This is a genomic window from Caproicibacterium argilliputei (assembly GCF_029211325.2).
In the GTDB taxonomy this organism is placed as follows: Bacteria; Bacillota; Clostridia; order Oscillospirales; family Acutalibacteraceae; genus Caproicibacterium; species Caproicibacterium argilliputei.
Genome location: NZ_CP135996.1, coordinates 25,396 through 48,875, shown reverse-complemented (window position 1 = coordinate 48,875; position 23,480 = coordinate 25,396). Strand labels below are relative to the sequence as shown.

The 23,480-nt window shown below is 54.8% G+C and carries 23 protein-coding genes and 1 pseudogene; 7 read left to right on the top strand and 17 right to left on the bottom strand.

Annotated features, from left to right (window positions below):
• Positions 1-59 precede the first annotated feature (59 nt).
• From PXC00_RS00225 to nrdG, 5 genes and pseudogenes are all read left to right on the top strand, one after another.
• On the top strand, positions 60-710 hold the full coding sequence (locus tag PXC00_RS00225; protein ID WP_275845861.1) for an epoxyqueuosine reductase QueH: 651 nt from the start codon (positions 60-62) through the stop codon (positions 708-710).
• Complete coding sequence (locus PXC00_RS00220; RefSeq protein ID WP_275845862.1) at positions 697-1,086, top strand: winged helix-turn-helix transcriptional regulator; 390 nt, start codon at positions 697-699, stop codon at positions 1,084-1,086. Before PXC00_RS00225 ends, PXC00_RS00220 begins: the two co-directional genes overlap by 14 nt.
• A gap of 377 nt (positions 1,087-1,463) precedes the next feature.
• The gene (locus tag PXC00_RS00215) at positions 1,464-3,764 is read left to right on the top strand and encodes an anaerobic ribonucleoside triphosphate reductase (protein ID WP_275845863.1); all 2,301 of its coding nucleotides are present in this window, start codon (positions 1,464-1,466) and stop codon (positions 3,762-3,764) included.
• A gap of 103 nt (positions 3,765-3,867) precedes the next feature.
• Positions 3,868-3,987, top strand: a pseudogene (nrdD, locus tag PXC00_RS00210) (anaerobic ribonucleoside-triphosphate reductase); the annotation flags it as partial.
• Entirely contained in the window at positions 3,974-4,492 is a 519-nt protein-coding gene (nrdG, locus tag PXC00_RS00205; protein WP_275845865.1) for an anaerobic ribonucleoside-triphosphate reductase activating protein, read from the top strand. The pseudogene nrdD and the gene nrdG, both read left to right, overlap by 14 nt.
• A gap of 38 nt (positions 4,493-4,530) precedes the next feature.
• Here nrdG and PXC00_RS00200 read toward each other — a convergent pair whose 3' ends face one another.
• From PXC00_RS00200 to PXC00_RS00145, 12 genes are all read right to left on the bottom strand, one after another.
• Positions 4,531-4,827 carry a hypothetical protein gene (locus PXC00_RS00200; protein ID WP_275845866.1) on the bottom strand — a complete coding sequence of 99 codons (297 nt, stop codon included), beginning with the start codon at positions 4,825-4,827 and terminating at the stop codon, positions 4,531-4,533.
• A gap of 80 nt (positions 4,828-4,907) precedes the next feature.
• The gene (gene rsmI / locus PXC00_RS00195; protein WP_275845867.1) at positions 4,908-5,759 is read right to left on the bottom strand and encodes a 16S rRNA (cytidine(1402)-2'-O)-methyltransferase; all 852 of its coding nucleotides are present in this window, start codon (positions 5,757-5,759) and stop codon (positions 4,908-4,910) included.
• On the bottom strand, positions 5,756-6,514 hold the full coding sequence (locus tag PXC00_RS00190) for a tRNA1(Val) (adenine(37)-N6)-methyltransferase (protein ID WP_275845868.1): 759 nt from the start codon (positions 6,512-6,514) through the stop codon (positions 5,756-5,758). The genes rsmI and PXC00_RS00190 overlap by 4 nt, the downstream gene beginning before the upstream one ends.
• Positions 6,515-6,809: 295 nt before the next feature.
• The gene (locus tag PXC00_RS00185) at positions 6,810-7,097 is read right to left on the bottom strand and encodes a hypothetical protein (protein WP_275845870.1); all 288 of its coding nucleotides are present in this window, start codon (positions 7,095-7,097) and stop codon (positions 6,810-6,812) included.
• Between the two features lie 18 nt (positions 7,098-7,115).
• Positions 7,116-7,283: a hypothetical protein gene (locus PXC00_RS00180; RefSeq protein WP_275845871.1), complete on the bottom strand. Its 168-nt coding sequence runs from the start codon at positions 7,281-7,283 to the stop codon at positions 7,116-7,118.
• A gap of 215 nt (positions 7,284-7,498) precedes the next feature.
• Positions 7,499-7,669 (bottom strand): DUF362 domain-containing protein, encoded by a 171-nt coding sequence (locus PXC00_RS00175; RefSeq protein WP_275845872.1) that lies wholly within the window; start codon positions 7,667-7,669, stop codon positions 7,499-7,501.
• Between the two features lie 96 nt (positions 7,670-7,765).
• Entirely contained in the window at positions 7,766-8,677 is a 912-nt protein-coding gene (locus PXC00_RS00170) for a PSP1 domain-containing protein (RefSeq protein ID WP_275845873.1), read from the bottom strand.
• 52 nt (positions 8,678-8,729) lie between these two features.
• Positions 8,730-9,593, bottom strand: coding sequence for a DNA polymerase III subunit (locus PXC00_RS00165; protein WP_275845874.1), 864 nt, complete (start codon positions 9,591-9,593; stop codon positions 8,730-8,732).
• A complete protein-coding gene (locus tag PXC00_RS00160; RefSeq protein ID WP_275845875.1) occupies positions 9,590-9,913 on the bottom strand; it encodes a cyclic-di-AMP receptor in 324 nt (107 codons plus the stop codon). Before PXC00_RS00160 ends, PXC00_RS00165 begins: the two co-directional genes overlap by 4 nt.
• Before the next feature lie 114 nt (positions 9,914-10,027).
• Positions 10,028-11,305, bottom strand: a complete 1,278-nt coding sequence (locus PXC00_RS00155) for an aminotransferase class I/II-fold pyridoxal phosphate-dependent enzyme (RefSeq protein WP_275845876.1) — start codon at positions 11,303-11,305, stop codon at positions 10,028-10,030.
• Between the two features lie 68 nt (positions 11,306-11,373).
• A complete protein-coding gene (locus PXC00_RS00150) occupies positions 11,374-12,582 on the bottom strand; it encodes an LCP family protein (RefSeq protein WP_275845877.1) in 1,209 nt (402 codons plus the stop codon).
• Positions 12,583-12,738: 156 nt separating this feature from the next.
• Positions 12,739-12,906: a YfbR-like 5'-deoxynucleotidase gene (locus PXC00_RS00145; RefSeq protein ID WP_275845878.1), complete on the bottom strand. Its 168-nt coding sequence runs from the start codon at positions 12,904-12,906 to the stop codon at positions 12,739-12,741.
• Between the two features lie 193 nt (positions 12,907-13,099).
• Between PXC00_RS00145 and PXC00_RS00140 the strand changes: the two genes are divergently transcribed.
• A complete protein-coding gene (locus tag PXC00_RS00140; protein WP_275845879.1) occupies positions 13,100-15,514 on the top strand; it encodes a YfhO family protein in 2,415 nt (804 codons plus the stop codon).
• A gap of 84 nt (positions 15,515-15,598) precedes the next feature.
• On the opposite strand, the gene PXC00_RS00135 is transcribed toward PXC00_RS00140, so the two are convergent.
• From PXC00_RS00135 to PXC00_RS00120, 4 genes are all read right to left on the bottom strand, one after another.
• On the bottom strand, positions 15,599-16,000 hold the full coding sequence (locus PXC00_RS00135) for a bacteriohemerythrin (protein ID WP_275845880.1): 402 nt from the start codon (positions 15,998-16,000) through the stop codon (positions 15,599-15,601).
• 227 nt (positions 16,001-16,227) lie between these two features.
• Positions 16,228-19,713 carry an FtsX-like permease family protein gene (locus PXC00_RS00130; RefSeq protein WP_316935022.1) on the bottom strand — a complete coding sequence of 1,162 codons (3,486 nt, stop codon included), beginning with the start codon at positions 19,711-19,713 and terminating at the stop codon, positions 16,228-16,230.
• 1 nt (position 19,714) lies between these two features.
• Positions 19,715-20,416, bottom strand: coding sequence for an ABC transporter ATP-binding protein (locus PXC00_RS00125; protein WP_275845882.1), 702 nt, complete (start codon positions 20,414-20,416; stop codon positions 19,715-19,717).
• Positions 20,403-20,687 carry a Smr/MutS family protein gene (locus PXC00_RS00120; RefSeq protein WP_275845883.1) on the bottom strand — a complete coding sequence of 95 codons (285 nt, stop codon included), beginning with the start codon at positions 20,685-20,687 and terminating at the stop codon, positions 20,403-20,405. Before PXC00_RS00120 ends, PXC00_RS00125 begins: the two co-directional genes overlap by 14 nt.
• 239 nt (positions 20,688-20,926) lie before the next feature.
• Between PXC00_RS00120 and PXC00_RS00115 the strand changes: the two genes are divergently transcribed.
• Positions 20,927-22,093 carry a hypothetical protein gene (locus PXC00_RS00115; RefSeq protein WP_275845884.1) on the top strand — a complete coding sequence of 389 codons (1,167 nt, stop codon included), beginning with the start codon at positions 20,927-20,929 and terminating at the stop codon, positions 22,091-22,093.
• Between the two features lie 75 nt (positions 22,094-22,168).
• On the opposite strand, the gene PXC00_RS00110 is transcribed toward PXC00_RS00115, so the two are convergent.
• Positions 22,169-23,422, bottom strand: a complete 1,254-nt coding sequence (locus tag PXC00_RS00110; protein WP_275845885.1) for a hypothetical protein — start codon at positions 23,420-23,422, stop codon at positions 22,169-22,171.
• Between the last annotated feature and the right edge of the window lie 58 nt (positions 23,423-23,480).

Genomic DNA, 23,480 nt, shown 5'->3' with positions numbered 1-23,480 from the left:
GCGTTCGCAAAAACCGCGCGGCTTTTTTCGCGATAAAACCTGACAGGAGGTGAGCCCACATGATGAAAAAAAATTATCAGCTGGAACTGGATAAAGTAGTAACCAACCTGACGGAAAACTGCCACCCGCGTTTGCTGCTGCACGCCTGCTGCGCACCCTGCAGCAGCTATGTGCTGGAATATCTGTCCCGCTTTTTTGATATTACCCTCTTTTACTACAATCCGAATATTACATCCAAAGAAGAATACAGCAAACGTGTGCAGGAGGTACAGCGCCTGCTGCAGGAAATGCCGCTGCCGGCGCCGGTTTCCTTTTTAGCGGGGCGCTACGACCCAGAGCGCTTCTTTGCCATGGCAAAGGGAATGGAAACCCTGCCGGAGGGCGGGCAGCGCTGCTTTGCCTGCTACCGACTGCGCCTAACCGAAGCAGCTGCCGCCGCAAAAACAGGCGGTTTTGACTGGTTTACCACAACCCTTTCCATCAGTCCGCACAAAAACGCGCAGAAGCTCAATGAAATCGGGCTGGAACTTGCGCAGCAGGCTGGCGTGCGGTGGCTGCCGTCAGACTTTAAAAAACGCGGCGGTTACCAGCGCAGCATCGCACTTTCCCGCCAGTACAGCCTGTACCGGCAAAATTACTGCGGGTGCATCTATTCACAGACAGAGGCCGAACAGCGCCGAAAGGGGGATTGCAGCCTTGAAAAAGGATAAAAGCAAAGAAAAGAAAAGCAAAAAACGCCTGCGGGAACAGCCCACCGCCCCCGCGCCGCTCACAGCGCTCCCCGCACAAAAACAGGATGCACTGCTCTGCCGCGCACTGGAGGCGGTTGGCGGCAAGTGGAAGCTGCGGGTTCTCTTCGCCCTGGGAAGCGGAAAGGACTTGCGCTACAGCGAAATCCGCGGCAGTGTCGCGGGCATTACCGACATGATGCTCAGCCAGAGCCTGCGGGAACTCTGTGCCGCCGGTTTGGCCGAGCGCAAGCAGTTTCAGCAGATTCCGCCGCGCGTGGAATATCACATGACAGAAAAAGCCGCCGGCGCACTGGAAGCTGCCGCTTTGCTGTGCACTTGGGCAAAACAGCTGTGAAGCTTTCAAAACACTACCGCTTGTGTTTTTTAAATATTTTTTTTATACGTTTCCGCTACCTGTTGATAACTGGTTGAAAAGTGTGGAAAACCAGAAGAATCGCCGTCATTTCGCGCCCTGCGCGTGTCGGAAACGGTGGATAACTCTGTTGACAGTTAGAAAACCGTCGGATTCTTATACACTATATGTAGTTATGTGAAACCGCATCATGTCTACATGCGGTATTTTTTGTTTGACAATCGATGGGCACGGTGCTACAATAGGCTCAGCGTCAGGGGAAAAGCAAAGCTTACAGCTGCTTTTCCCGGTTCATCCACCGGAATACTTCCCGCAGCCAGTTCTTTTGGCTGCCCGTCAGACAAGGAGAAACCCTCACGATGTATAAACAAATCCGTAAGCGCAGCGGGGAATTGGCTGCATTTGATTCGCAGAAAATTTCTAATGCCGTCGCCAAAGCAAACCAATCCGTCAAGGATGAAAAAATTACCGAAATGGATTTAAAGAAACTGGTTGACACCATCATCGCTGCTCTGCCAAAAGGGAAAGTACCCACCGTTGAGCAGGTGCAGGATGTGGTAGAGGCCAAGCTGATTGCCGCGGACTACGCGAAAACCGCTAAAGCCTACATTTTGTACCGCGCAGAGCACAACAAAATCCGTCAGGCCGAAGGTGACCTGATGAATATTTACAAGGAACTGACCTTTTGCGATGCCAAGGATGTGGATCTGAAGCGTGAAAACGCCAATATCGATGCCGACACTGCCATGGGTACCATGCTGAAGTACGGCAGCGAGGGCAGCAAATACTTCATCAACAACTATGTGCTGCCCAAAGACATTGCCGCCGCCCATCTGAACGGCGACATCCACATTCACGACGAAGATTTTTATATGCTGACAGAAACCTGCTGCCAGATAGACCTGCTCAAGCTGTTCAAAAACGGTTTCTGCACCGGCCACGGCACCCTGCGCGAACCGAACGACATCCGCTCCTACGCGGCGCTTGCCTGCATCGCCATTCAGGCAAACCAAAACGAAATGCACGGCGGACAGGCTGTGCCGAACTTTGACTATTCCATGGAGCCGGGCGTTAAAAAAACCTACCGAAAGATGTACCGACTAGGGCTTTCGCTGTACTTTGAAGCTGCCCTCGGTATGTCGGAAAAAGATGCCGAAGCGCTTGCCGCGTACCTGCACGACGAACTGCAGGCCGCCATTTTCATGGACAACGGCGATGTGCTAGAACAAAAGCTTGTCGCACTGCTGCCGGCACATCAGCGCAAAAATGGCTATCAGGAAATTACAGAAGAGCAGGCGCACGCCGCACACCGCTTTGCGGCACACACTGCCTGGGAAGAAACCGACAAAGCCACCTATCAGGCCATGGAAGCGTTGATTCACAACTTGAACACCATGAATTCCCGCGCCGGCGCACAGGTTCCGTTCTCCAGCATTAACTACGGCACCTGCACCAGCCCCGAGGCACGCATGGTGATGCGCAACCTGCTGAAAGCTACGGATGCAGGTCTGGGCGACGGCGAAACGCCGATTTTTCCCGTTCAGATTTTCAAGGTCAAAGAGGGTGTCAATTACAATCCTGGCGACCCGAATTACGATTTGTTTAAGTTGGCAATGAAAACCAGTGCCAAGCGGCTGTTTCCGAACTTTAGCTTTATTGATGCGCCGTTTAACCTGCAGTATTACGATGGCAGCTACAACAGTGAAGTTGCTTACATGGGCTGCCGTACCCGCGTCATGGGCAACGTACACGACCGCACCAAAGAGGTCACCTGCGGCCGCGGCAATTTGAGTTTTACCAGCATCAATCTGCCGCGCATCGGCATTGAGGCGCATCACGACGTGAAAAAGTTCTATCAGATTCTGGACGAACGCATTGACCTGTGCATCCGGCAGCTGCTGCATCGCTTTAAAATTCAGTGCAGCAAAAGGGTTTACAACTATCCCTTCCTGATGGGGCAGGGTGTTTGGATTGACTCAGAAAAGCTTGGCCCGAATGACAGTGTCGCGGAGGTTTTAAAGCACGGCACCCTTTCCGTTGGCTTTATCGGTCTTGCAGAAACACTGGTTGCACTCGTTGGCAAGCACCACGGGGAAAGCGAAGAAAGCCAAAAACTCGGTTTGGAAATCATCGGTCATATGCGCAAACGTATGGATGACGAAAGCGAAAAAACCGGCCTGAACTTTACCCTGCTTGCCACACCTGCTGAGGGGCTTTCCGGACAGTTCGTGAAAATCGACAAAGTAAAGTACGGCATTCTGCCCGGCATTACCGACCGCGATTACTACACGAACTCTTTCCATGTGCCAGTGTACTACCCCATCAGCGCATTTAAAAAGATCCGCACCGAAGCGCCGTACCATGCAATGACCAATGCCGGACACATCTCCTATGTTGAGTTGGACGGCGACACCTGCAAAAATCTGGACGCTTTTGAAGCGGTGGTGCGCTGCATGAAGGAAGCCGGCATCGGCTACGGCAGTGTGAACCATCCGGTTGACCGCGACCCAATCTGCGGCTACAACGGTGTGATTGACAATGTGTGCCCGCGCTGCGGCCGCCGCGAGGGCGAGCCGGTCAGCATAGAACGGCTCAATGAACTGCGCAAGAAGTACCCGCATATGCCTGCCATTGAGGGCTGCGGCTGCGATGGCCGGTAATCCTGGTCTTCTATACAAAGAAATTTCACAACATAGATAGAATCAATACAAAGGAGAGATTATCATGACAGAGCGTATTATCGAGAAGAACAACATGATTGGCGAGGGCGTCGGTTTTGAGCGTATCCGCCGCATTACCGGTTACTTGGTCGGCACCATGGATCGCTGGAACAACGCGAAGGCAGCCGAGGAAAAGGATCGCGTGAAGCATGGCCTGCACTGAACTGCGTTTAGCCGGCACGGAGCCGGAGTCCATTGTGGACGGCCGCGGTATCCGCTACACCATCTTTGTGCAGGGATGTCCGCATAACTGCCCCAACTGCCAGAATCCGCAGACACACGACTTCCACGGCGGCACGGTCACTTCCTTTGACACTCTGCTCGATAAAATCAAGCAGAACCCGATGCTGCGGGGTGTTACCTTTTCCGGCGGCGAGCCATTCTGCCAAGCGGAAGCATTGGCTGACCTTGCGGTGCGTCTGAAGGCGGAAACCAAGCTGGACTTAACCATCTACTCCGGCTGGACGTACGAGCAGCTGCTGCAAAAGCACGATGCAGAGGTGAATCGCCTGTTAAGCTTAGCGGATTATCTGGTTGACGGGCCGTACATCGAAGCGCAGCGTGACTTAACCCTGCACTTCCGCGGCAGCCGCAACCAACGTGTCATTGACTTGAATGCCACCCGAAAAGTCGGGCACGTTGTTTTGGACGATTTGGACGAAGAATAGAGAAATGGTGTACAGCGAAACCTGCTGTACATCATTTTTTATTGCTCATTTTCTTTAAGCTCCTGATTCGCTTTGAAGTCCCGGTAGCGATCCACCAAAATCGAAACCAACAGCACAATCTGCAGAATGAAAATGACCGCCTGCATCGCATTTGCGTAGGCAAGCATATTCATCGCGGCGTCGACATTACCCGTAAACTGCACCTGCAGTGTACCTCCGCCAAAGCTCACACTTTTGTCACTCACCAGCAGCCACGCAAGCTTCGGCGTGAAAAACTGGACAATAAGTAGAACGACAAATGTGACGTACTTCCAGAAATTATCTTTTTCTTTCATGGCGATTTCCTCCACACGATATGCAAATTCTTCCTGAAGTTAGTGTATAATAACCACCTTGATTTGTCAATACGTGGATTTCATTGCTTTCTTTTTGGGGCGCTGCCTTCGGCTGTCAGTTCCTTATAAATTGCGTTCTTCCGGCAGCCGGTCGCAGCGGCGGCTTCCCGCGCAGCGGAAGACGCAGAGGAACCGCCCGCCACCAAAGACCGCGCCAGTTCCACGGCATCCTCTAAAGGTGTTTCCTGTTCCTCCGGCTTTGGCGCGCCCGCAATCACCAGCACAAATTCGCCGCGCGGCGGATTTTCCGTGTAATACTGCACTGCCTCGGCAAGCGTGGTGCGGCGCACCTCCTCATGGATTTTGGTCAGCTCCCGCACCAGCGAAAGCTGCCGATCACCCCATGCGGCAAGCATATCTGTCAGCGTCGTCAGCAGCTTATGCGGCGCTTCGTAAAAAACCATGGTACGGCGTTCCTGTTTGACCTCTTCCAAGTGTTCGCGGCGGCTTTTTTTGTTGACACTTAAAAAGCCCTCAAAGGTAAAGCGTCCGCTCGGCAGGCCGGATACCGCCAGCGCCGTCACCACCGCACTCGGTCCCGGCACCGCCACCACCGGAATGCCGCGTTCATGCGCCTGCCGCACCAGCAGCTCGCCGGGGTCTGAAATCGCCGGCATACCGGCATCGCTGACCTGCGCGCAGTTTTCGCCCGCCTCCACGCGAGAGAGCACCACCTCGCCGCGTTCCAGTTTGTTGTGCTCAAAATAGCTGATGAGCGGCTTTTTAATACCGAAATGCGTCAGCAATTTCAGCGTGACGCGGGTATCCTCCGCCGCAATAAAATCCACACTGCGCAAAATCTCCACCGCACGGGGGGAAAGATCCCCCAAATTTCCGATGGGTGTCCCTACAATATATAATGTTCCGCTCATTTGTATCCCTCTCCGTATTCGCCGTAAATGGCTTTCATTTCTGCTGTGCAGGCACCGGTTTCCTCTTCCAACAGCAGCACCGGCTCCACCGTCAAGCCGGTTTTTCCGCCCCGCCGCGCTTCCAAGAGAAACAAGGAGGGTGCCTTTTGCACACGGTGCTGCACCAACCGCAGGCGCTTCGGCTCTAACCCCGCAGCGGAAAGCACGCAGCAGGCTTCCGCCAGACGCTCCGGACGCAGACAGCACACAAACCGCCCGCCCCAGCGCAGCACCCGCGCGGCCGCGGCGGCAACCTGCGCAAAGGTACAACCGGTTTCGTGGCGTGCGGCTGCCTTGCTGCCGTGTGGGTTTCGGATACCGGTACCCAGCGGCTTGTACGGCGGATTGCACGCCACCAAGTCCAAATCCAGCGGCAGAGGCAGGGCTTTGGCAGGTTCCTCCGCCAAACGGCGCAGGTCATACTCCAGCACCTGCATCTGCGCAAAACCGTTTTGCTGTGCGCCGCGGCGCGCCTGCCCGCACGCCTGCGGCTGAATTTCCAGTGCGTAAACCGCGCGCGGCGCACTGCGGCAGCACCACAGCAGAGAAATCATGCCGCAGCCGGTGCCGAACTCCGCACAGCGCTCGCCGCGCTTCGGCATGGAATAGTGCGCCAGCAGAATTGTGTCGGTATTAAACGTATGCGCCGGCGAAACAATCACGCTGTGCCCGCCGCCAATCGGCTCCAATCGTTCAGACGGTTCCAACTGAACCACTGTGCGCTCCCTCCTGTCCATCCATTCTTATAACAATACTCTTCTCTAGTTTACAGAACCAGACGGCTTTATGCAATGCTTATTTGAAAAGGATTTCTATACAGGCAGTGTCGCCACAAAAAAAGTCCCTCGGAAAAGCTCCGAAGGACTTCGCTTTCGCGTCAGAAACATATCGGCGCACCGGAACGTGTCCCGAACCGTTGCCTTTTGCCTTGACCTCTGCCTGTACGGAAGAAACCGTACCGTTATCAAATCCTTTTCTGCTCCAAAATTTCTGCTTGCTCACAGCGCCCTTTTACTTTGTAACCGCGTGGGTTTCGCCGGTCGCCTCGTCCGTCCAGGCGGTGACCACCCAAATGCCAGTTTTGTCCTTGCGCACCGGCTGGCGAAGCGTCAGCGTGACCGCCGGCTTGCCGTCTTTGGAAAAGGTCATCTTCAGGGTATCGCCGACGGTTTCTTTTTTTATGGAATCACCGGTACCCGCCAGTTCGTTCTTCTTCAATGTTTCCGTTAAAAACTTATTTGCGACATCCTCTGGGTCAAGCCGCCCCGTGTGGTGCCCCGCATCCGTATCCCCCTGCATTTCTTTGTACTGTTTAATCTACCCAGTCGAAAACACGGTGTTGCTCGCGGAAACCGACGTACTGGCCGCGGTGCTGCCTGTGCCGGAAGAACCTGCCGCCTGTGCGCCGCAGGCAGAAAGCAGCAGCAAACCGGAGCAAATCCCCGCCGCAAGCAGCACAGAGAGCCGAACTTTCTTCCTTTTCATACTTTTACTCATCTCCTTAAAAAATATCCTCAAATTCATGCAAGCGCCATCGCGCTCCCAAAATTGATCTACCTTGATCCTATACTTTTGGATATAAAAGTAAATATTTGCAACAATTCTGTAATCAATTTCTGCGCGGCAAGCAGAAAAAAAGGGGGCGACACGCCAAAACGCGCCGTCCTCTTTTTTGCTTTGTTCCGCAGGCTTTTTAGAATTTAAGCCTCTTTCGGAGCGCCAACGGGGCAGACACCCGCGCAGGAGCCGCAGGAAATGCAAGTATCCTCGTTGATTTCATATTTGCCGTCGCCCTCAGAAATTGCGTTCACCGGGCACTCTGCAGCGCAAGCGCCGCAGGAAATACATTCGCTGCCAATCTGATATGCCATTTTGACACACCTCCAATATTAGTTTTCGTTATTATTCTATCATACTTTCCTTGAAATGCAAGCAGTATTTGCCGAAACACACAGAATTCCAGTTCTTTAGGGATTTCCGCTGTCTGCGGAAGCGTCCGAAGATGCCGCTTCCGGCTCCGGGCGGTCCTTTCGGTACTTTCCCTTTTGCCGCGGGCGGGCTGTGGGGCCGTGCAGGACTTTCACCTGACTGACCCTGCAGCTGATGGGAGCGGCCTCCGGCGAGGAAGTATCCAGATGCACCTGCAGCACACCGGTCAGCAGGCTGACCCCCACCACCGTACCGCGCCCCTCCGGCGTGCTGACATAGGAACCTTGCGGCGGGGTATTCCGCTGCAAATCCTGGTACGCTTCCTGCTCATACTTGAGGCAGCACATCAGCCGCCCGCAGGTGCCGGAAATTTTCACCGGATTCAGCGACAGCCCCTGCTCCTTTGCCATCTTGATGGACACTGGCTGAAAGCCCGCCAAAAACTGGCTGCAGCAGAATGGCCTGCCGCACAGCCCCAACCCGCCGAGCATTTTCGCCTCATCGCGCACGCCAATCTGCCGCAGCTCAATGCGCGTACGGAACACGCTGGCGAGGTCTTTGACCAGCTCGCGAAAATCCACGCGGCCATCCGCCGTGAAATAGAAAAGAATTTTGCTGTTGTCAAAGGTATACTCCACATCCACCAGTTTCATTTCCAGCTTGTGAATTGCGATTTTTTTCTGGCAGATGGCAAATGCGTCAATTTCGCGGCGGCAATTTTCCTCCAGCTTGTCCAGATCCGCCTCTGTTGCAACGCGGATAATCGAGCGCAGCGGCTGCACAATGTGGTCATCCGCAATTTCGCGGTTGGGCATGGCGATTTCGCCGCACTCCACGCCGCGCGCGGTTTCCACAATGACATGGTCGCCGATTTTCAGCTCACGCCCTTCCGGGTCAAAGTAATATACTTTCCCCAGATTTTTAAATCGAACTCCGATAACTTTCGCCATGGTGCCTCCTTTATCATGATTCTTTTCCGATGCTTCCGAACAAAGGGAACGGTCAGCGGCCCGCCTCCTGCCGCAGGCGGGCGCACAGTGCGGTCAGCAGCAGCGCAGTGTTGGCGTTGCGCTCCACATAAGCGTGCATTTCGCGCACGGCCTGTGTCAGCCGGTACAACTGTGTACGCGTCAATACCTGCGAAAGCCGCTGCGCCATTTCGCGGTTTTGCGCGGCGGGCGCCCCACCGCACCGCAGAACCAGTGCGTCGCGAAACAACGCCGCAAGCTGATCCAGTACAGCGCGCAGCCGTAGTTTGTCTTTCAGCAACGGCGCGGTCAGGTATAGCAAGCCGCTCTCCCGCAGGCTGCACACCGCCAGCGCAATCTGCCGCGCAAGGTCATCCTGCGCTTCTTCCTGTACTGCCTGCAGCGTGTAAATCTGTGACCGGCTGCGCACCGTTGCCAGCAGGGAAGCCGCGCGGTCGCAGGTCAGCAGGAACTGCACTGCCGCCGGTGGTTCCTCCAGCACCTTCAGCAGTGCATTCTGCGCCTGCGGCGACAGGTTCTGCGCATTTTCCAAAACAAACACGCGGCACGGCGCTTCGTTTGGCCGCACAAACGTATCGCTGCGCACCGCCAGAATTTCCTCCTTGTGAAAGGAACGCCCGGTTTCTCCGCCACCGGCAAACGTGATGTCCGGGTGGCTGCCTGCCTGTGCCTTCACACAGCCGGAGCAGTGCCCGCAGGGATGTGCTTCCGGCGATGTGCATACTGCCGCCTGTGCAAGGTGCTTTGCCAGCGCAAGCGTCTGCTCCGGTGCGCCCTCCAGAATCAAAGCGTGCGGAATGCGCCCCTGCTCATAAACAGAAAGCAATGCCGCCCGTACGGCGGGCGGACACAGCGTTTCCGGTAAATCCAGTTTCAAAGTTTCTCAAAGCGGTCCACGTCCAGCACAAACACGGTTGCGCCGCCGACCGCAACCTCAATGGGATAAGAAGCGTACATAGCGCCGTCCGTTACCGCTGTGCTGGGCATCATCTGCGTGCGGCGGCTGCACTGCTTGCGCAGCAGTTCCAGAACCGTTTCCACCTTATCGTCTTCCGTACCGATGATAAAGGTAGTGTTGCCGGCTTTCAGAAAGCCGCCGGTTGTGGCAAGCTTGGTTACCTGAAAACCGGCTTTGGTCAGGCTGCTGTTCACCATGGGGGCATCGTCATTTCCTACAATCGCAAATACCAGTTTCATAAGTCCATTCCTCCCGCCTGTTTTATTCAGTCCAATGGAGAAGCGTATGCAAAAATCCGGCCGGCTATGCACATGCCTCGCACGGCCGAAAGAGGTGCTTATTCTTTGTCTGCATTATAACACATCAAAAGAGAAAAAGCCATACCCGGAAAGGAACCGCGCAGCCTGCGGGGTGACTTCTTCGCCGGGCATCACCACCGGAACGCCCGGTGGGCAGGGACAGGCAGCCTGCGCCGCAATACGACCGACTGCCTGCCGCAGCGGCACCGTTTCAGACGGGGCAAAAACCGCCTGCCGCAGTGGCATACGCACCGGCGGCAGCGGCGGCAGCTCCGCCCGCGGCGGCAGCGGCGCGCCGACCGGAAGCGCCAGAATCGCTGCGGAAAGTTTTTGATAGTCCTCTTGAGTATTCCACGGCGTGCAGAGGAACACCACAAATCCGCCGTCCGCCATTTCAGGCTCAACGCCGTTTTTACGGAAAATCTCAGCCGCCGCCGCGCCGGTCAGGCCGATATCTGCGGTGCGCAGCGACAGGCGCGCGGGGTCCGCGCTGACGTTTGCAATCCCACGGCTCTTTGCCAGCGCCGCCAACGTGCGCACCTGTGCCTGCACCTCTACAAAAGCGTGCGGGTGCTCCGCAAGCCATGCGCGCGCCAGGTCAAGGCTCGCCATAATCGGGTAGGAAGGGCTGGTGGAAGCAAACAGACTCATCGCCGCCTTGGCTCCCTGCACATAGCGTTCCTCGCCAATCTGCAGCCATGCGCCGCCGGTCAAAACATTCAGCGTTTTATGCGCGCTGTCTGCCGTCATGGAGGCACCCTGATACAGTGGGTGCAGATCCGGCTCGGTAAAGGCCAGGTGCGTGCCGTGCGCATTGTCCACCAAAAGCGGAATGCCGCGCTTTTTGCAAAGACGCGCCAGCACCGGAATATCCTGCAGGCGCCCATAGTAATCCGGACTGGTTACATAGCAGGCATTTATACTTTCGGTATTATTTATCCCATTCTGTACCGCATTCGGCATCACCCAGATTGGCTCCAAACCCAGCAGTGCCATGGCATTGACCGCCGAGCGGTGCACGTTCCGTGCGCAGAGCACCCGACCGCCCTGGGGGCACGCTAATCGCAGCATGGTCTGGATACACAGGGAACAGCCGCCTGCGGAAAACAGCGTTCTTTTCGCGCCGAACAGCGCCGCAGCCGCCTGCTCCGCCTGCAGGATGGCGCCGTCCGCCTCGAAAAGGCTGTCGGTATCCGGCAGTTCCGTATAGTCTAAAGCCAGCAGATCCTGCGGCAGGGCATCCGGCAGGCACTTGTGCCCCGGTGTGTGAAACGGTGCTCTGTGCAGCGCCTGATGCCTGCGCAAAGCCGTGTAAAGCGGTGTTTGTTCCATATGGCTTCGGTATCCTTTCTGAAAAGAAAAGCCGCCGCAGGAAACGCTCCCGCGGCAGCCCTTGTTGTTTATCCGTTTCCGGTGTCGTCTTCCGTATCTCCGTCCTGGCTGTCAGCCGAAGTGGTTGTGTTCGCTGTTGCCGCCAAACCGATGTTAGAAACATCCGGCTTGTCATTTTCATAAATGAACGTCAGTGCATCGGAAACCACTTTTTTGTTGTCGGTAATCTGGACGATATCTGCCGCCTGACCGCCGATGCTGATGGTCGGCGTGGTGTAGTTGCCCACCGCCGGAATCTGGTTCTGCTTGATGGGATAATTCATAATGGTTAATGCCTGTGTCAAAAATCCGTAAATTTCATCACGGCTGAAATTTGTAATGACCTTTGGCAGGACACCGGAAGCCAGCTTGGAAATGGTGCCCAAGTTGCTGCTCTTGAATTTATTGACCACCGCCGTAACCACCGCGCGCTGGCGCTCCGCACGGCCTTCGTCATTGATATGACCATATACATTTTTGACGCGGTCGTCACGAATCCGGCCGTAATAATGCGCCTGCGCACCATCCAGGTGCTGAATACCGTCTTGTTCCTTCAGCTTATAGCCCGCACCGGAGTAACGGTTGATAAACTCTGCCTCGCGTGCGGTCAGGTTGACATCCACACCGCCAAGGATACCGACAACGCTGTCAAACGCAGAGTCTTTCACCACCACATAGCGGTCAATATCCATGCCGAAGTTCAGCTCGATGGTCTGAATGCACAGCTGTGCGCCGGCATTCACGCTTGTGATGTCGCCCGCCTTGGCTTTGCCGCTTTCCACCATGTCGTAAGCGCCGAAGTGATAGGCAGCGTTCAACTTGTTGGAGCCGTTATTCGGAATCGCCAGATACGTGTCACGCATAAAGGAGGTCAGTTTCAACTTTTTGTGGCGATTATCCAAACTAATCACCATCATGCTGTCAGAACGGCCAATGGGGTCGTCCTTCTGGTAGTCGTCCACACCGATAAGCAGGATATTCGTGACCGCCTCATCCTTAATCAAACCGTTGATCTGGTTTGCACCGGTGGAGTTATACTTGGTGCCGGAGTCAATCGTGCTTGCCGTGATGGGTGTGCTGACAATGGTAGAGTCCTTCACATAATTGCCGCTGCTCATCAAGCCGTCTACATATAAACACCCGGAACCAGCCACTAAAACCACCAGGCTGAGCACCAGGATTAAGACATTTCGAACAATATATTTTTTCGCCAGAGACGGCCGTTTTTGCTTTTTCACAACATCAACCCTTTTTATTTGGTTTCTGACAGCATTCTTCATTCTATTTGTAATAGTATACTAAATGGAGGCTCGAATTATATTCTTCATAAGAAATATCATAACAAATTTATTGCTGCTCGCCCAGTGTAAGTTGATAGCTTGGCATCAATTTCCTTAAAAATACGCACCGCACAGAAGCTCACCGGCATCCTTAACCGGCGCGTGCGCAGGTACGGCGGTTTTTCCGCTGTGCTTACAGCTATTTTCACTGTGGACGCTGCGCATCCATCCCCAGCGCCGGATATCCTGCATTCGGGCAAGCTTTGCAAAAAGAGGATACATTCTAACCCCGCCTCTGTATGCGGGCAGCCGGTGGTTTGGTTCCGTCTTCCTTTAGGATGTGTAGAAATTTCCATTTTATTTTACTCCACCGCAATAATTTTTTCAACATCTTCTGAAATCCGTTGTCGCGCCGGACAGATGTGTTATAATAAATTTACGACCATCCTGTAAAAAGATTCTAGGAGGCGACGACTTGGAACGCTTGCAAATTCCGGACAAGCACCGCTATGCACTGCGTGCACTGCTGCTGGGAATGGGCACCGCAGCCGTGATTTTTGTCCCGTTTATGCTTTATGACAAGGGGTATTTCCTGTTTTATGGGGACTTCAACGTTCAGCAGGTACCGTTTTACCAGATGTGCCATGACACCATCCGCAGCGGCAACTGGCGCTGGAGCTGGACCACCGACCTGGGCGCCAACTTCATCGGGTCCTACTCCTTTTACCTGCTGGGCAGCCCTTTTTTCTGGCTGACCATTCCGTTTCCCAGTGCGGCGGTGCCGTATCTGATGGGGCCGCTGTACATCTTAAAATTCGGCTGCGCCTGCATGACCGGCTGCATCTACCTGCGCCGCTACTGCCAAACCGGAAACCTCGCTGTGCTGGGCGGTATGCTTTACGCCTTTTCCGGTTTTTCCGTTTACAATGTCTTCTTCAACCACTTTCACGAAGCCATCGTATTTTTCCCGCTGCTGCTATGGGCCATGGATGAATATATGTACCACCGGCGCCGCGGTGTCTTCGCGTTCTTCACGTTTGTGTGCTGCTTTGTCAACTACTATTTCTTTGTCGGGCAGGTGGTGTTTCTCGCCCTGTACTGGCTGGTTCGCTTTTTTTCCGGAGAACCGCACTACGCAAAAATCACCAAAAAGGATTTTGCGCTTCTATGGGTGGAGGCCGTGTTGGGCGTGGCGTGTTCCTTTGCGCTTTTGCTGCCGACACTGCTTGCCATCACGCAGAACAACCGCATCAACAACCCCAGCAACGGGTGGAACGCCCTGCTGTACGACAGCAACCAGCGTTATATGCACATTCTAAGCTGCTTTTTCTTTCCGCCGGATCTGCCGGCGCGCGCCAATTTTACCCCCGACAGCAACAGTCAGTGGGCATCACTGGGTGCATGGCTGCCGCTGTTCAGCATGAGCGGCGTCATTGCCGCGCTGCAGGCCAAGACCAAACGCTGGTACAAAACGCTGATTACCGTTCTTTTTGTCATGGCAGCCGTGCCAGTGCTCAACAGCGCATTTCAACTTTTTAACGCCTCCTACTACGCGCGCTGGTTCTATATGCTGACCCTCATAATGAGCCTGTGCACCGTGACCAGCCTGCAGCGGGAAGATGTGGACTGGGGCCGCGCGATTCGCTGGACGCTCGCTATCACGCTGGTAATTGGGCTTTCCATCGGGCTGATGCCCAGCGTCACCACCAACAGCGACGACAACACCAAGGTGACCACCTACGGACTGGAAAAATACCCAACCCGCTTCTGGGCTTACGTTTCCATCGCACTGGTCAGCCTGCTGCTGCTGGTGATTGTGTTTAAATACTACAAACACCACAAGCAGTTTTTCCTGCGCATGGCGACCGGCGGCGTTGCCCTCATTTCCGTCATTTACAGCCTGTTTTATATTACAACCGGCAAAACGCAGAGTGACGACACCCACAACGAAATTATTCCCTATGCGCTCAACGGCGGTGCAGACATCCACCTGCCCAGCGACGGCAAGCAGTTCTGCCGCATTGACGTTTATGACGGCATGGACAACCTGCCCATGTACTGGAAGCGCCCGACCATTCAGGCGTTTCACAGCATTGTGCCCGGTTCCATTATGGATTTTTACCCAACCGTCGGTGTTACCCGTGACGTTGCCAGCCGGCCGGATGTCAGCGTGTATGCCATCCGCAGCCTGCTGAGCTGCCGCTGGCTGTTTGACCCCATTAACCACGGACAGGAGTTCATTGACTCCAGCACCAACCAGCCCCGTATGCCCGGCTGGAGCTACTACACCACGCAGAACGGCAGCAAAATCTATGAGAACCAGTATTTCATTCCCATGGGCTTCAGCTACGACCAGTACATCACCCGCTCAGAGTATGACCTGCTGCCGGAGGCTAACCGCAGCCTGGCGCTTCTGAAGGCTCTGGTTGTGGAGGATACCGATGTGCAAAAAGCTAAAGAGGGCGGTCTGACGCATTTTGACAAAATCGACAGCACCAATTATACGGAAGACCGCTACTTTGCGGACTGCAAAAAGCGCGCGGCAACTGCCTGCTCCTCCTTCACTACAGACAACCTCGGTTTTACCGCGAAGGCAACCTCCGCAAAAGAGCGCCTGATTTTCTTCAGCGTACCGTGGGAAAGCGGCTGGAGCGCTGAGGTAAACGGTTCTCCCGCAGAGATTGTCAAGGTGAACGTGGGCTTTATGGCCGTGAAAGTTCCGGCGGGGGAGTCTACCATCCGCTTTACGTACAGCACCCCCGGCTTAAAGCCCGGCGTTGCCGTTACAGCGGTCAGCTTCGTGCTGCTGGGCGGTTACCTTTACGCGACGGATACCACCGGTCGTTGGCGCAGAAAGAAGCTGCCGGCGCCCCCAAAAACCAGCAATTAACCCCTACCGGACAGCAAAAATCTCCCGCAGCATGACAAGTGCTGCGGGAGATTTTTATTGATTGAACGGACACGCCGTCTGCGCTTACTTCTGAAGCGTTTTGGCGTACTGCCCGATTTTCTTGTCCATCGTAGAAATGTGCTGTGTGAGCCAGTCCAGCACAACCTTGTTGGCATTGAGAATCACCGTCAGGTTGCCGCCGGATGTGTTGTAATCGCTGCGCAGCTTGGCAAGCCTGCCAATAAACATGGTGTGCGCCTGCTTCTGTGCGGCATACTCCGGATAATGAATGCTGAGCATATACTTTTCCTCATCCGCGAAATGCTTCTTTGTATAATCCTCCAGAAAACTGAGCAGCTCTCCGATATACTCCGCGGCCTGGTTTTTCTTTCCGGCGTCAAACAGTTTTTCTGCTTTCTCGAACCACATTTTATGCTGGTCGTCAATCATTTTTACGCCGACTGACAAATTGGGAGTCCATGGCATAAGATTTGCCTCCTTTTCTCTGCTTGTTCTTGCCTCGTGCTGCTTATCAGTTTACAGGTAAAGCAAGTGAGAATCAAGAGGATAACCGCACAAAGATGTGAATTTTAAGAGCCAAAAAGCGGTTAGTTCCAACAAATTTATTTGCAATCAAATTAGAACGTGTAGTATAACGGCTTCTAAGCAACACTATATATTGTGTTTTTAGGCGTAGCGTTACATCTTCACACTCAATCCACCGATTTTAAACTTTCCACCATGTTGATTTTCCGGAACTTCGGGTACATTAGCAGGTCTACCGCCAACGTAAAACCCAGCGTCAGCAGAATGCTCCAAAGGTAAGAGGTCGGCGAAATGTTTCTGCCAAACATACAGACATCCACTTCCACGGTGGTAATCACCGCGCGGTGCATGAAGATGCCCAGCACCAGACCGCACACACAGCCCAGCAAGGTTAAAACCGTGGTTTCACGGTAGATATATCCCGCGGTTTCGCGCTCGTAAAAACCCAGTACCCGCAGCGTTGCCATCTCACGCATACGCTCGGTGATGTTAATATTGGTTAGGTTGTACAGCACCACAAAGGAAAGCATTCCCGCACACAGAATCAGCACCAGTGTAATCATATTGAGTGCCTGAATCATGCTGTCAAAATTTGCAGCCACTTCGTCAATATAAATGGCTGTTGTTACACCCTTGGCATTCAGCAGGTCGCGGCTGAGCTGCGCGCGCCCGCTTTTCGCCACTGCCTCAGACGCCCAGACGCCGGTGTAGGACGGTGTCTGTCCGGTCACCTTTTCGTACAGCTCCGGTGCGATATAGACATAGTGATAGATATAGTTTTCCGTAATGCCCGTAACCGTAAACGCATACTTTTTCCCGTCAGCGTCCGGTACAATCACCTGACTGCCAACCTTTAAGCCGAGTCGGTTTGCAAGCTTTTCCGTAACGACCACACTGCTGCTGGTAAAGGCAACCGGCGTTTTAGTGCGGCGGTCACGCAGGCGGATGAAGTGCGGCAGGTCTGCGGTGTGCTGCGGAACCAGCAGATTTGCGGACATGATTTTTCCGCTTTTGTTTTCCATATCCGCAGACCGCACGGCGTATGACATCCAGCTGCTGATACGCTTCTTATCATTCAAAACACTTTTTGCACTGTCCGAAAGTCCAGTCTTCGCCTGCAGGGAAATATCCATATTATACTGACACAAATCGTCATACTGGTTCGTGACGATATGTGTCACGCTGTCTTTAATGCCAAAGCCGGTCAGGATGAGCGCTGTACAGCCTGCGATACCGACAATGGTCATGATTAGCCGCCTTTTGTAACGGAACAGATTCCGTGCGGTTACTTTCGCGGTGAAATTCAGATGCCGCCAAACCGGTGTAAAACGCTCCAGAAGAATCCGCCGGCCCGGCTTCGGCGCCTGAGGCTGCAGCAGGGAAGTGGGGCGCTCCAAAAGAACCGCCCTGCACGCAGCCCACGTTGCCAAAAGCGTAACAGCGGCCGCAGTCAGGCAGCCCATACCGGCATAGAAGGAATCAATATGCGGTACCAGTGCCGGAGCGCTGTACATCAGACGGTATGCGTTCCAGCAAATAGACGGCAGTGTCAAACAACCGATGATAATGCCGGTCACACTGCCGCTCAGGCTGACAATCAGCGCGTACAGTAAATACTTACGCGCAATTGCCTTACCGGGAAAGCCAAGCGCCTTATAGGTACCGATTTGCAGACGCTCCTCATCGACCATGCGCGTCATGCTCGTCAGCACAACCAGTGCCGCCACCAAAAAGAAAAACACCGGGAACATATGCGAGATGGACTCCATACGGTCAGCGTCCCCTGTAAAGCTGTTGTAACCCAGGTTTTTATCGCGGTCCAGCACATACCACGAGGGCTTTTCTACCGCCTTTAGAGCCGCTTCGCCATCCGCAAGCTGCTTCTGCGCTTTTTGCAGCTGCGCGTCTGTTTCTTCTTTGGAGGTTTGATACGCTGTCTGGTTCTTCTGCAGGGTTTGCCGCGCCGTCTGCAGTGCTGCTTTTCCGGCGAAAAGCTGCGTTTTTGCCTGCTCAAGTTCCTTCGTTTCCTGAGAAATCTGCGATGCGGCTGTGTCCAGCTTTTGTTTGGCAGCGGCAAGCTGCTCCTGTGCCACCTGCCGCTGGGTGCGGTACGCGGCTTCGCCATCCGCGAGCTTTTGCTGCTGTTTGGAAAGCTGATTCTGCGCATCGGCAATTTTCTGCTGCGCCTGCTGCAGGCGCGGTTTTGCCGCAGTGGCCTGCTGCTGATACGCCTGCTGTGCCTGCTGCAGCTTTTCACGGTTCTGCGCAAGCTCGGTTTTTGCAGACTGCAGCTCGGCTGTCTGCTGGTCATAAGCAGCAATCTGGCTGCGAAGCGCTGCGGCATCCTGCGTTGCGCCCTGCCCGGCGGCTTCCAGCTGACTGAGCGACGCGCGTGCCTGCGCAATCGCGTCTGCCGCGTCCGCAAGCTTCTGCTGTGACTGCTCCCACTGTACCTGTGCCGCATCCAGCTGCTTTTCCTGGCTATCCAGCTGCGCTTTGGCGTCCGTAAGCTTTTTTGTCTGGGCGTCCAGCTGTGCCTGTCCGTCGGCAATGCGCTGCTGCGCACTGGTGATAGCTTCCCGGCCTGCCCGCAGCTGCGCGGAAGCGTCTGCCAACTTGCTTTCCGCCTGCTGTTTCTGCGCGGTGTACTGCTGCAGGCCTGTTTCGTAAGCAGTTTTTGCCTCTGTCAGTTTGGCGGAGCCTTCGGTAATTTGCCGCTGTGCCGTATCCAGCTTTTCGGCATTCTGCGCAATTTGCGCCTGCGCGTTTTGCAGCTGGGTTTTTGCCTGAGCAAATTTTTTGTCTGCTTCGGCTTTGCTGCTTTCGTATGTTTTCCGGCTGTCCTCCAGCTTTTCGCGGGAATCCGCGACCACTTCCTCCCGCCGCAAGGGGGCGCGGGTCTTGCCGACCGCCGTCAGCGTGTCACAAACTGCCTGTACCTTGTCCCGATACGCCTGTGAAAAAGAGTTCAGCCCCGCCGCGTCTTTGACCGTGACAAAGAGCTGGGTATACGCGGCGCTGGAAAACACCTGCGGCTGCACATACAGGTACCGGCTGATCTGCCCGCTGCCGATGTTGGTATTTCCCAGTGTAAAGCTGAGGTACATGGGGGACTTCACAAATCCGACAACCCGAAAGGTCTTTTGCCGCAGGCTGCTCTGCCCGTTCGGCTCCTGCACCGTGATGCGGTCGCCGACTTTCAAGCCCCCGCTGACCAGCGATTTTTTCTGGTCCAGCACGCATTCCTGCGCGGACTGCGGCCAGCGTCCGGAAACCAGCACCGGACGGTTCATCGAGGCCGCTCCGGTATCCTCTGCGCCTTGCTCCGGCAGAGCATGGACACGCAGCACCACATCTTCACTGTTAATCCGGCTTGTTACATCCTCATACCAAGTCGGCATGACCGCCCGCACCCCCGCGGCGCTGCTGACTGCCTGTACATCCTGCTTGGAAAAGCCCAAAGTGGAAAGCAGCTCGACATCCATAAAATTCTGCTGATCCAGATACTGGTCCACAGTCTGCCGCATATCCGGCGCGGCACTGGAGATGCCCGCAAAAAAGCCAGCCCCCAGTGCAACAATGGCGAAAATCGCGAAGAACCGGGACTTACTGTGCAGAACTGACCGTAAAATCGCCTTACCGTATGCCTTCACGTTACCACTCAATCCTTTCCGCAGAAACCGGGTTCGGGTTGCAGACCATTTTCTGGACTTTTCCTGAGTGAATCGCAATCACCCGATCCGCCATGGCTGCAAACGCCTGGTTATGCGTAACCACCACCACCGTGCGGTGAAACTCCCGGCAGGTCTGCTGCAGAAGCTCCAGCACCTGTTTGCCCGTGCGGTAATCGAGCGCGCCGGTCGGCTCGTCGCACAGCAGCAGCTTCGGGTTCTTTGCCAGCGCACGCGCAATCGCCACCCGCTGCTGCTCGCCGCCGGAAAGCTGCGCCGGGAAGTTGTTTATCCGCTCCTGCAGCCCCACCTCCCGCAGCACCTTGCGCGGGGAAAGCGGCTCTTTGCAGATTTGTGACGCCAACTCCACATTTTCAAGTGCGGTCAGATTCTGCACCAGATTATAAAACTGAAACACAAACCCAACGTCATACCGGCGGTACTCCGTCAGCTGGCGGTCGGTGCAGGCGCTGACCTCGCGCCCGTCCACGGCAATTTTTCCAGATGTGCAGCTATCCATACCGCCCAGCAGATTCAGCACCGTGGTTTTGCCCGCGCCGCTGGGGCCGACCACCACCACGAACTCGCCCTGTTCAATCTGAAACTCCACACCATCCGCCGCATGAATCACACTGTCACCCATGCGGTACTCTTTGTGCACGTTTTGAAATTCAACGAATGCCATGTTTCCCTCCTGCTTTTTGCGTATCGTTCAAAATCAGCCGGGTTTCGCCGGGATTCAGCGTTACCAGCTTGGACGCGATGCGCGGGTGCTTCAGCTTTTTGCGCACCATGTCGCGCAGCACCGTGCCACCGTGACAGCCGTGAATCACGCGCACCTCCCGCACCTCTGCAGGCGCGCGGGACAACCAGCGCGTCAGCTGCCGCATGGCGCTTTCCTCTGTTTCTCCATGAATATCAAGTTCCACTGCAGCGCCGCTGCGGTTTTCCGTCATGTTTCAACGCTTCCTTCCGCGGGGGCCGCGCGGCCCCAAACACACAGTTTGTTCCGAATGCTTTTATTATACACAAATTTCCGCCGGAAAGAAACACCAGCAGCTGCCTGCACGGTGCAAAATCGGCGGATGTGTGCTATAATGAGCAGTACGGAATTTTTTCGACGGGTTTCACGGGCAGCAGGCCCGCGTCCCTGCCGATTTTCTTTCTCACAGAACAAGCAGAAGAAGGTGGAACCGTGAAAATCGTGGACCTGCGCAGCACACTTGTCACCTGCAATGACAAACTGATTGACATCAGCGGAGAGAACATTTACTACGCGGAAGAAAAAAATGTGGAGGGGCACCAAAATCTGTTTTTGCTTGCCTACAACCGCGAAACCCGCCGCGAGCGCGTGCTGGCAGATTACCGGGTAACCAAGCCGGACTATGTGATGCATTACTTCCCATTTGACAGCCACATCCTCATTGTCATGGAAGACGGCGGCAGTGAAGCGTGGCTGCTCAAACTCGACAAGCACACCGGCAGGGAGGAACAGCTGGTGCAGGCACGCTTTGCCGGCAACTTCATTGACTGCTGCGCGCTGGATGCCGACCACGTGGTTCTGTACTCGCAGGCCAGCCGCCGGGATGCTTCGCTGTTCCGCGAGTACCGCCGGCACACCGGGTTTTCGCAAGCCGCCTATCTGTACGACCTGCAAAAGGACTGCTGCTGGTCTGTGCAGGATCCCCGTATCTGTGCGGGTGCCCGCATTCTGCCCTTTTTCGGCGGCGGTGAACATAAGCTGCTGGTCATGCAGCCCTACGGCACCGAGGAGGAAAAGCGAAAGGCTTACCGCGACCGGCGGTGGGTGGGCGACCACATTGAAGACCGGATATGGCTGTGCACAGCAGAGGACTTTACAGACGCTGTTGAAAACGAGCGCCCCGCCGCGCCGATGGTGCGGATTTTGCAGGCGGGCACCAGCGGCATGGTTCGCTTCGCCGGAGAAGATGCGGACAGCCTGTACTTCCGCGCCCTCTTTTTCCCCACGGACGACCAGCACATCCTTTCCGTCAGCAAGCACACCGGCGCCAAGCAGGACGCCGCCCAACTGAACCTTGCGCCGGAAGAACGGGACGCGCGCTTTCTTTCCGACAGCGGCCGGTTTTACAAGCTAACCGTACCGGAAGAGGGGCAGATTCGCGTGCAGGGCATCCTGAACAGCACGATTGATGCGGTTTATAACGAAAAACTGGGCGAACTGGTCTCCTGTGTGGACGACCGCTTCCTGGTTCTGCGAAACCAGATGAGCGATGACACCGACAGCCTTCTGTTTTACACAGTGTACGACGCAAAAGATGGAAAAATCAAAGAATTTGAGGGAAACTGCACTGTCTGCGGCAGCATTCTGGTGCTGTTCTGAAGCAGAGTAGATTCCCACTGAACCATAAAAAAAGGCTGTTCCGAAAAATCGGAACAGCCTTTTGCTGTTATGGGATTACTTTTTAGCCGCCGCACTGCTCGCCGTGGAGGATGCCGCCGCACTGCTCGCCGTGGAGGATGCTGCCACACTGCTCGCCGCGGAGGATGCCGCCGCACTGCTCGCTGCGGAAGATGTCGCCGCACTGCTTGTGGTATCTACCGCAGCAGAGGCCACTGCAGAACTGGACGGTGCCGTATAGAACAGTTCCGCTGTGTATTTCTTCAGCAGTTCTTCATTCCAGGTCACGCCTTTGTAGGACTTGGCTTCCGTTTCCAGTTCCTTCATAAACGCATCGCCCTTCTGTGCATACAGAAGCTTGAAGCGGTTGTCGCTGTCTTTCAGGTAAGAGCTTGTCTTTTTGGTGATGTCGTTTTTGGTCACCAAAACGTAATAATAAGAGGAAACCTCCAGCAGGCGGGTTTCACCGTTCTTCATCGCCTGAACCGCCTCAATCATGTCAGATGGCAGGGAAGAGGTGGCTGTGGAAGAGCTCAAGTTCTCTGTGACATTCTGGTAATTGTCCGTTGTGCTGTGAATTTTCGCATAAGCCGCGCTGGCTTCCTTGACCGTCAGCTTGCCGGACTGAACCTGTGTGAGATAAGTGTCCAGTTCCTTTTTCACTGCAGCCTTTTCTTTATCCGTCATTGCAGTGGACTCACTGGAAGTTCCGCTGGAAGAGCTGCTGCTGGAAGTCGACTGTTTTTCCAGCGGCACATAGGTGTAGTCGATATCCGAATAATTCTTCTCAAAGTACGACTTCAGTTCGCTTTCCGGAACCGCCTTGCTGCCGTTGGTATCGTAAATGCTCTGAAATACCTTGCGCAGCTTGTAGGTGTTCTCGGCATACGCAATCTGGAAGGAAGACTCCGCGACATTTTTGTCTGCCAGCACACTGGAATACTGCTGTGTCCATGCGTTATCAGCAGTCTGTTTGGCCTCGGTCTTTTCTTTGGAAGTCAGTGACAGCTTGGAAGCGCTCATTTTGTCGTCCAGCAGAAAAACTTCATTAGTCAGCTGTTTCGCGCGGTCGGCAATCCACGTCATGGCGTCTTTGTTGTCAATTTTTGCTTTTTTCATATCCGATTCGGTAGTTTTGGTTTGCGCCTCGCTGTAGGCATTGTACAACTCATAAATATAAACACCGGCAGGCAGGGTTGTGCTGCTGGTTTTTGCGCACCAGGATTCGTCATTTCCGGCGATGCAGCCGGCGGCTCCGCCAACGAACAGCGCGCAGGCAAGAACCCCGGCTGTGAACTTTTTCAGTTTCATTTTCGTTTACACACTCCGATTTTTTGTTTTCAGTCAGGCAAAAACTGCCGTAAAGTAC

Coding starts and splice junctions, on each gene's coding strand:
- PXC00_RS00170 (WP_275845873.1), bottom strand. CDS start 8,677: ATGGCGAAAGTTATCGGAGTTCGATTTAAAAATCTGGGGAAAGTATAT.
- PXC00_RS00185 (WP_275845870.1), bottom strand. CDS start 7,097: ATGCAGGGGGATACGGATGCGGGGCACCACACGGGGCGGCTTGACCCA.
- PXC00_RS00225 (WP_275845861.1), top strand. CDS start 60: ATGATGAAAAAAAATTATCAGCTGGAACTGGATAAAGTAGTAACCAAC.
- PXC00_RS00145 (WP_275845878.1), bottom strand. CDS start 12,906: ATGTATCCTCTTTTTGCAAAGCTTGCCCGAATGCAGGATATCCGGCGC.
- PXC00_RS00120 (WP_275845883.1), bottom strand. CDS start 20,687: ATGACGGAAAACCGCAGCGGCGCTGCAGTGGAACTTGATATTCATGGA.
- PXC00_RS00110 (WP_275845885.1), bottom strand. CDS start 23,422: ATGAAACTGAAAAAGTTCACAGCCGGGGTTCTTGCCTGCGCGCTGTTC.
- rsmI (WP_275845867.1), bottom strand. CDS start 5,759: ATGAGCGGAACATTATATATTGTAGGGACACCCATCGGAAATTTGGGG.
- PXC00_RS00180 (WP_275845871.1), bottom strand. CDS start 7,283: ATGAAAAGGAAGAAAGTTCGGCTCTCTGTGCTGCTTGCGGCGGGGATT.
- PXC00_RS00135 (WP_275845880.1), bottom strand. CDS start 16,000: ATGCCATGGACTCCCAATTTGTCAGTCGGCGTAAAAATGATTGACGAC.
- PXC00_RS00125 (WP_275845882.1), bottom strand. CDS start 20,416: ATGGCATTCGTTGAATTTCAAAACGTGCACAAAGAGTACCGCATGGGT.
- PXC00_RS00160 (WP_275845875.1), bottom strand. CDS start 9,913: ATGAAACTGGTATTTGCGATTGTAGGAAATGACGATGCCCCCATGGTG.
- PXC00_RS00215 (WP_275845863.1), top strand. CDS start 1,464: ATGTATAAACAAATCCGTAAGCGCAGCGGGGAATTGGCTGCATTTGAT.
- PXC00_RS00155 (WP_275845876.1), bottom strand. CDS start 11,305: ATGGAACAAACACCGCTTTACACGGCTTTGCGCAGGCATCAGGCGCTG.
- PXC00_RS00175 (WP_275845872.1), bottom strand. CDS start 7,669: ATGGCATATCAGATTGGCAGCGAATGTATTTCCTGCGGCGCTTGCGCT.
- PXC00_RS00200 (WP_275845866.1), bottom strand. CDS start 4,827: ATGAAAGAAAAAGATAATTTCTGGAAGTACGTCACATTTGTCGTTCTA.
- nrdG (WP_275845865.1), top strand. CDS start 3,974: ATGGCCTGCACTGAACTGCGTTTAGCCGGCACGGAGCCGGAGTCCATT.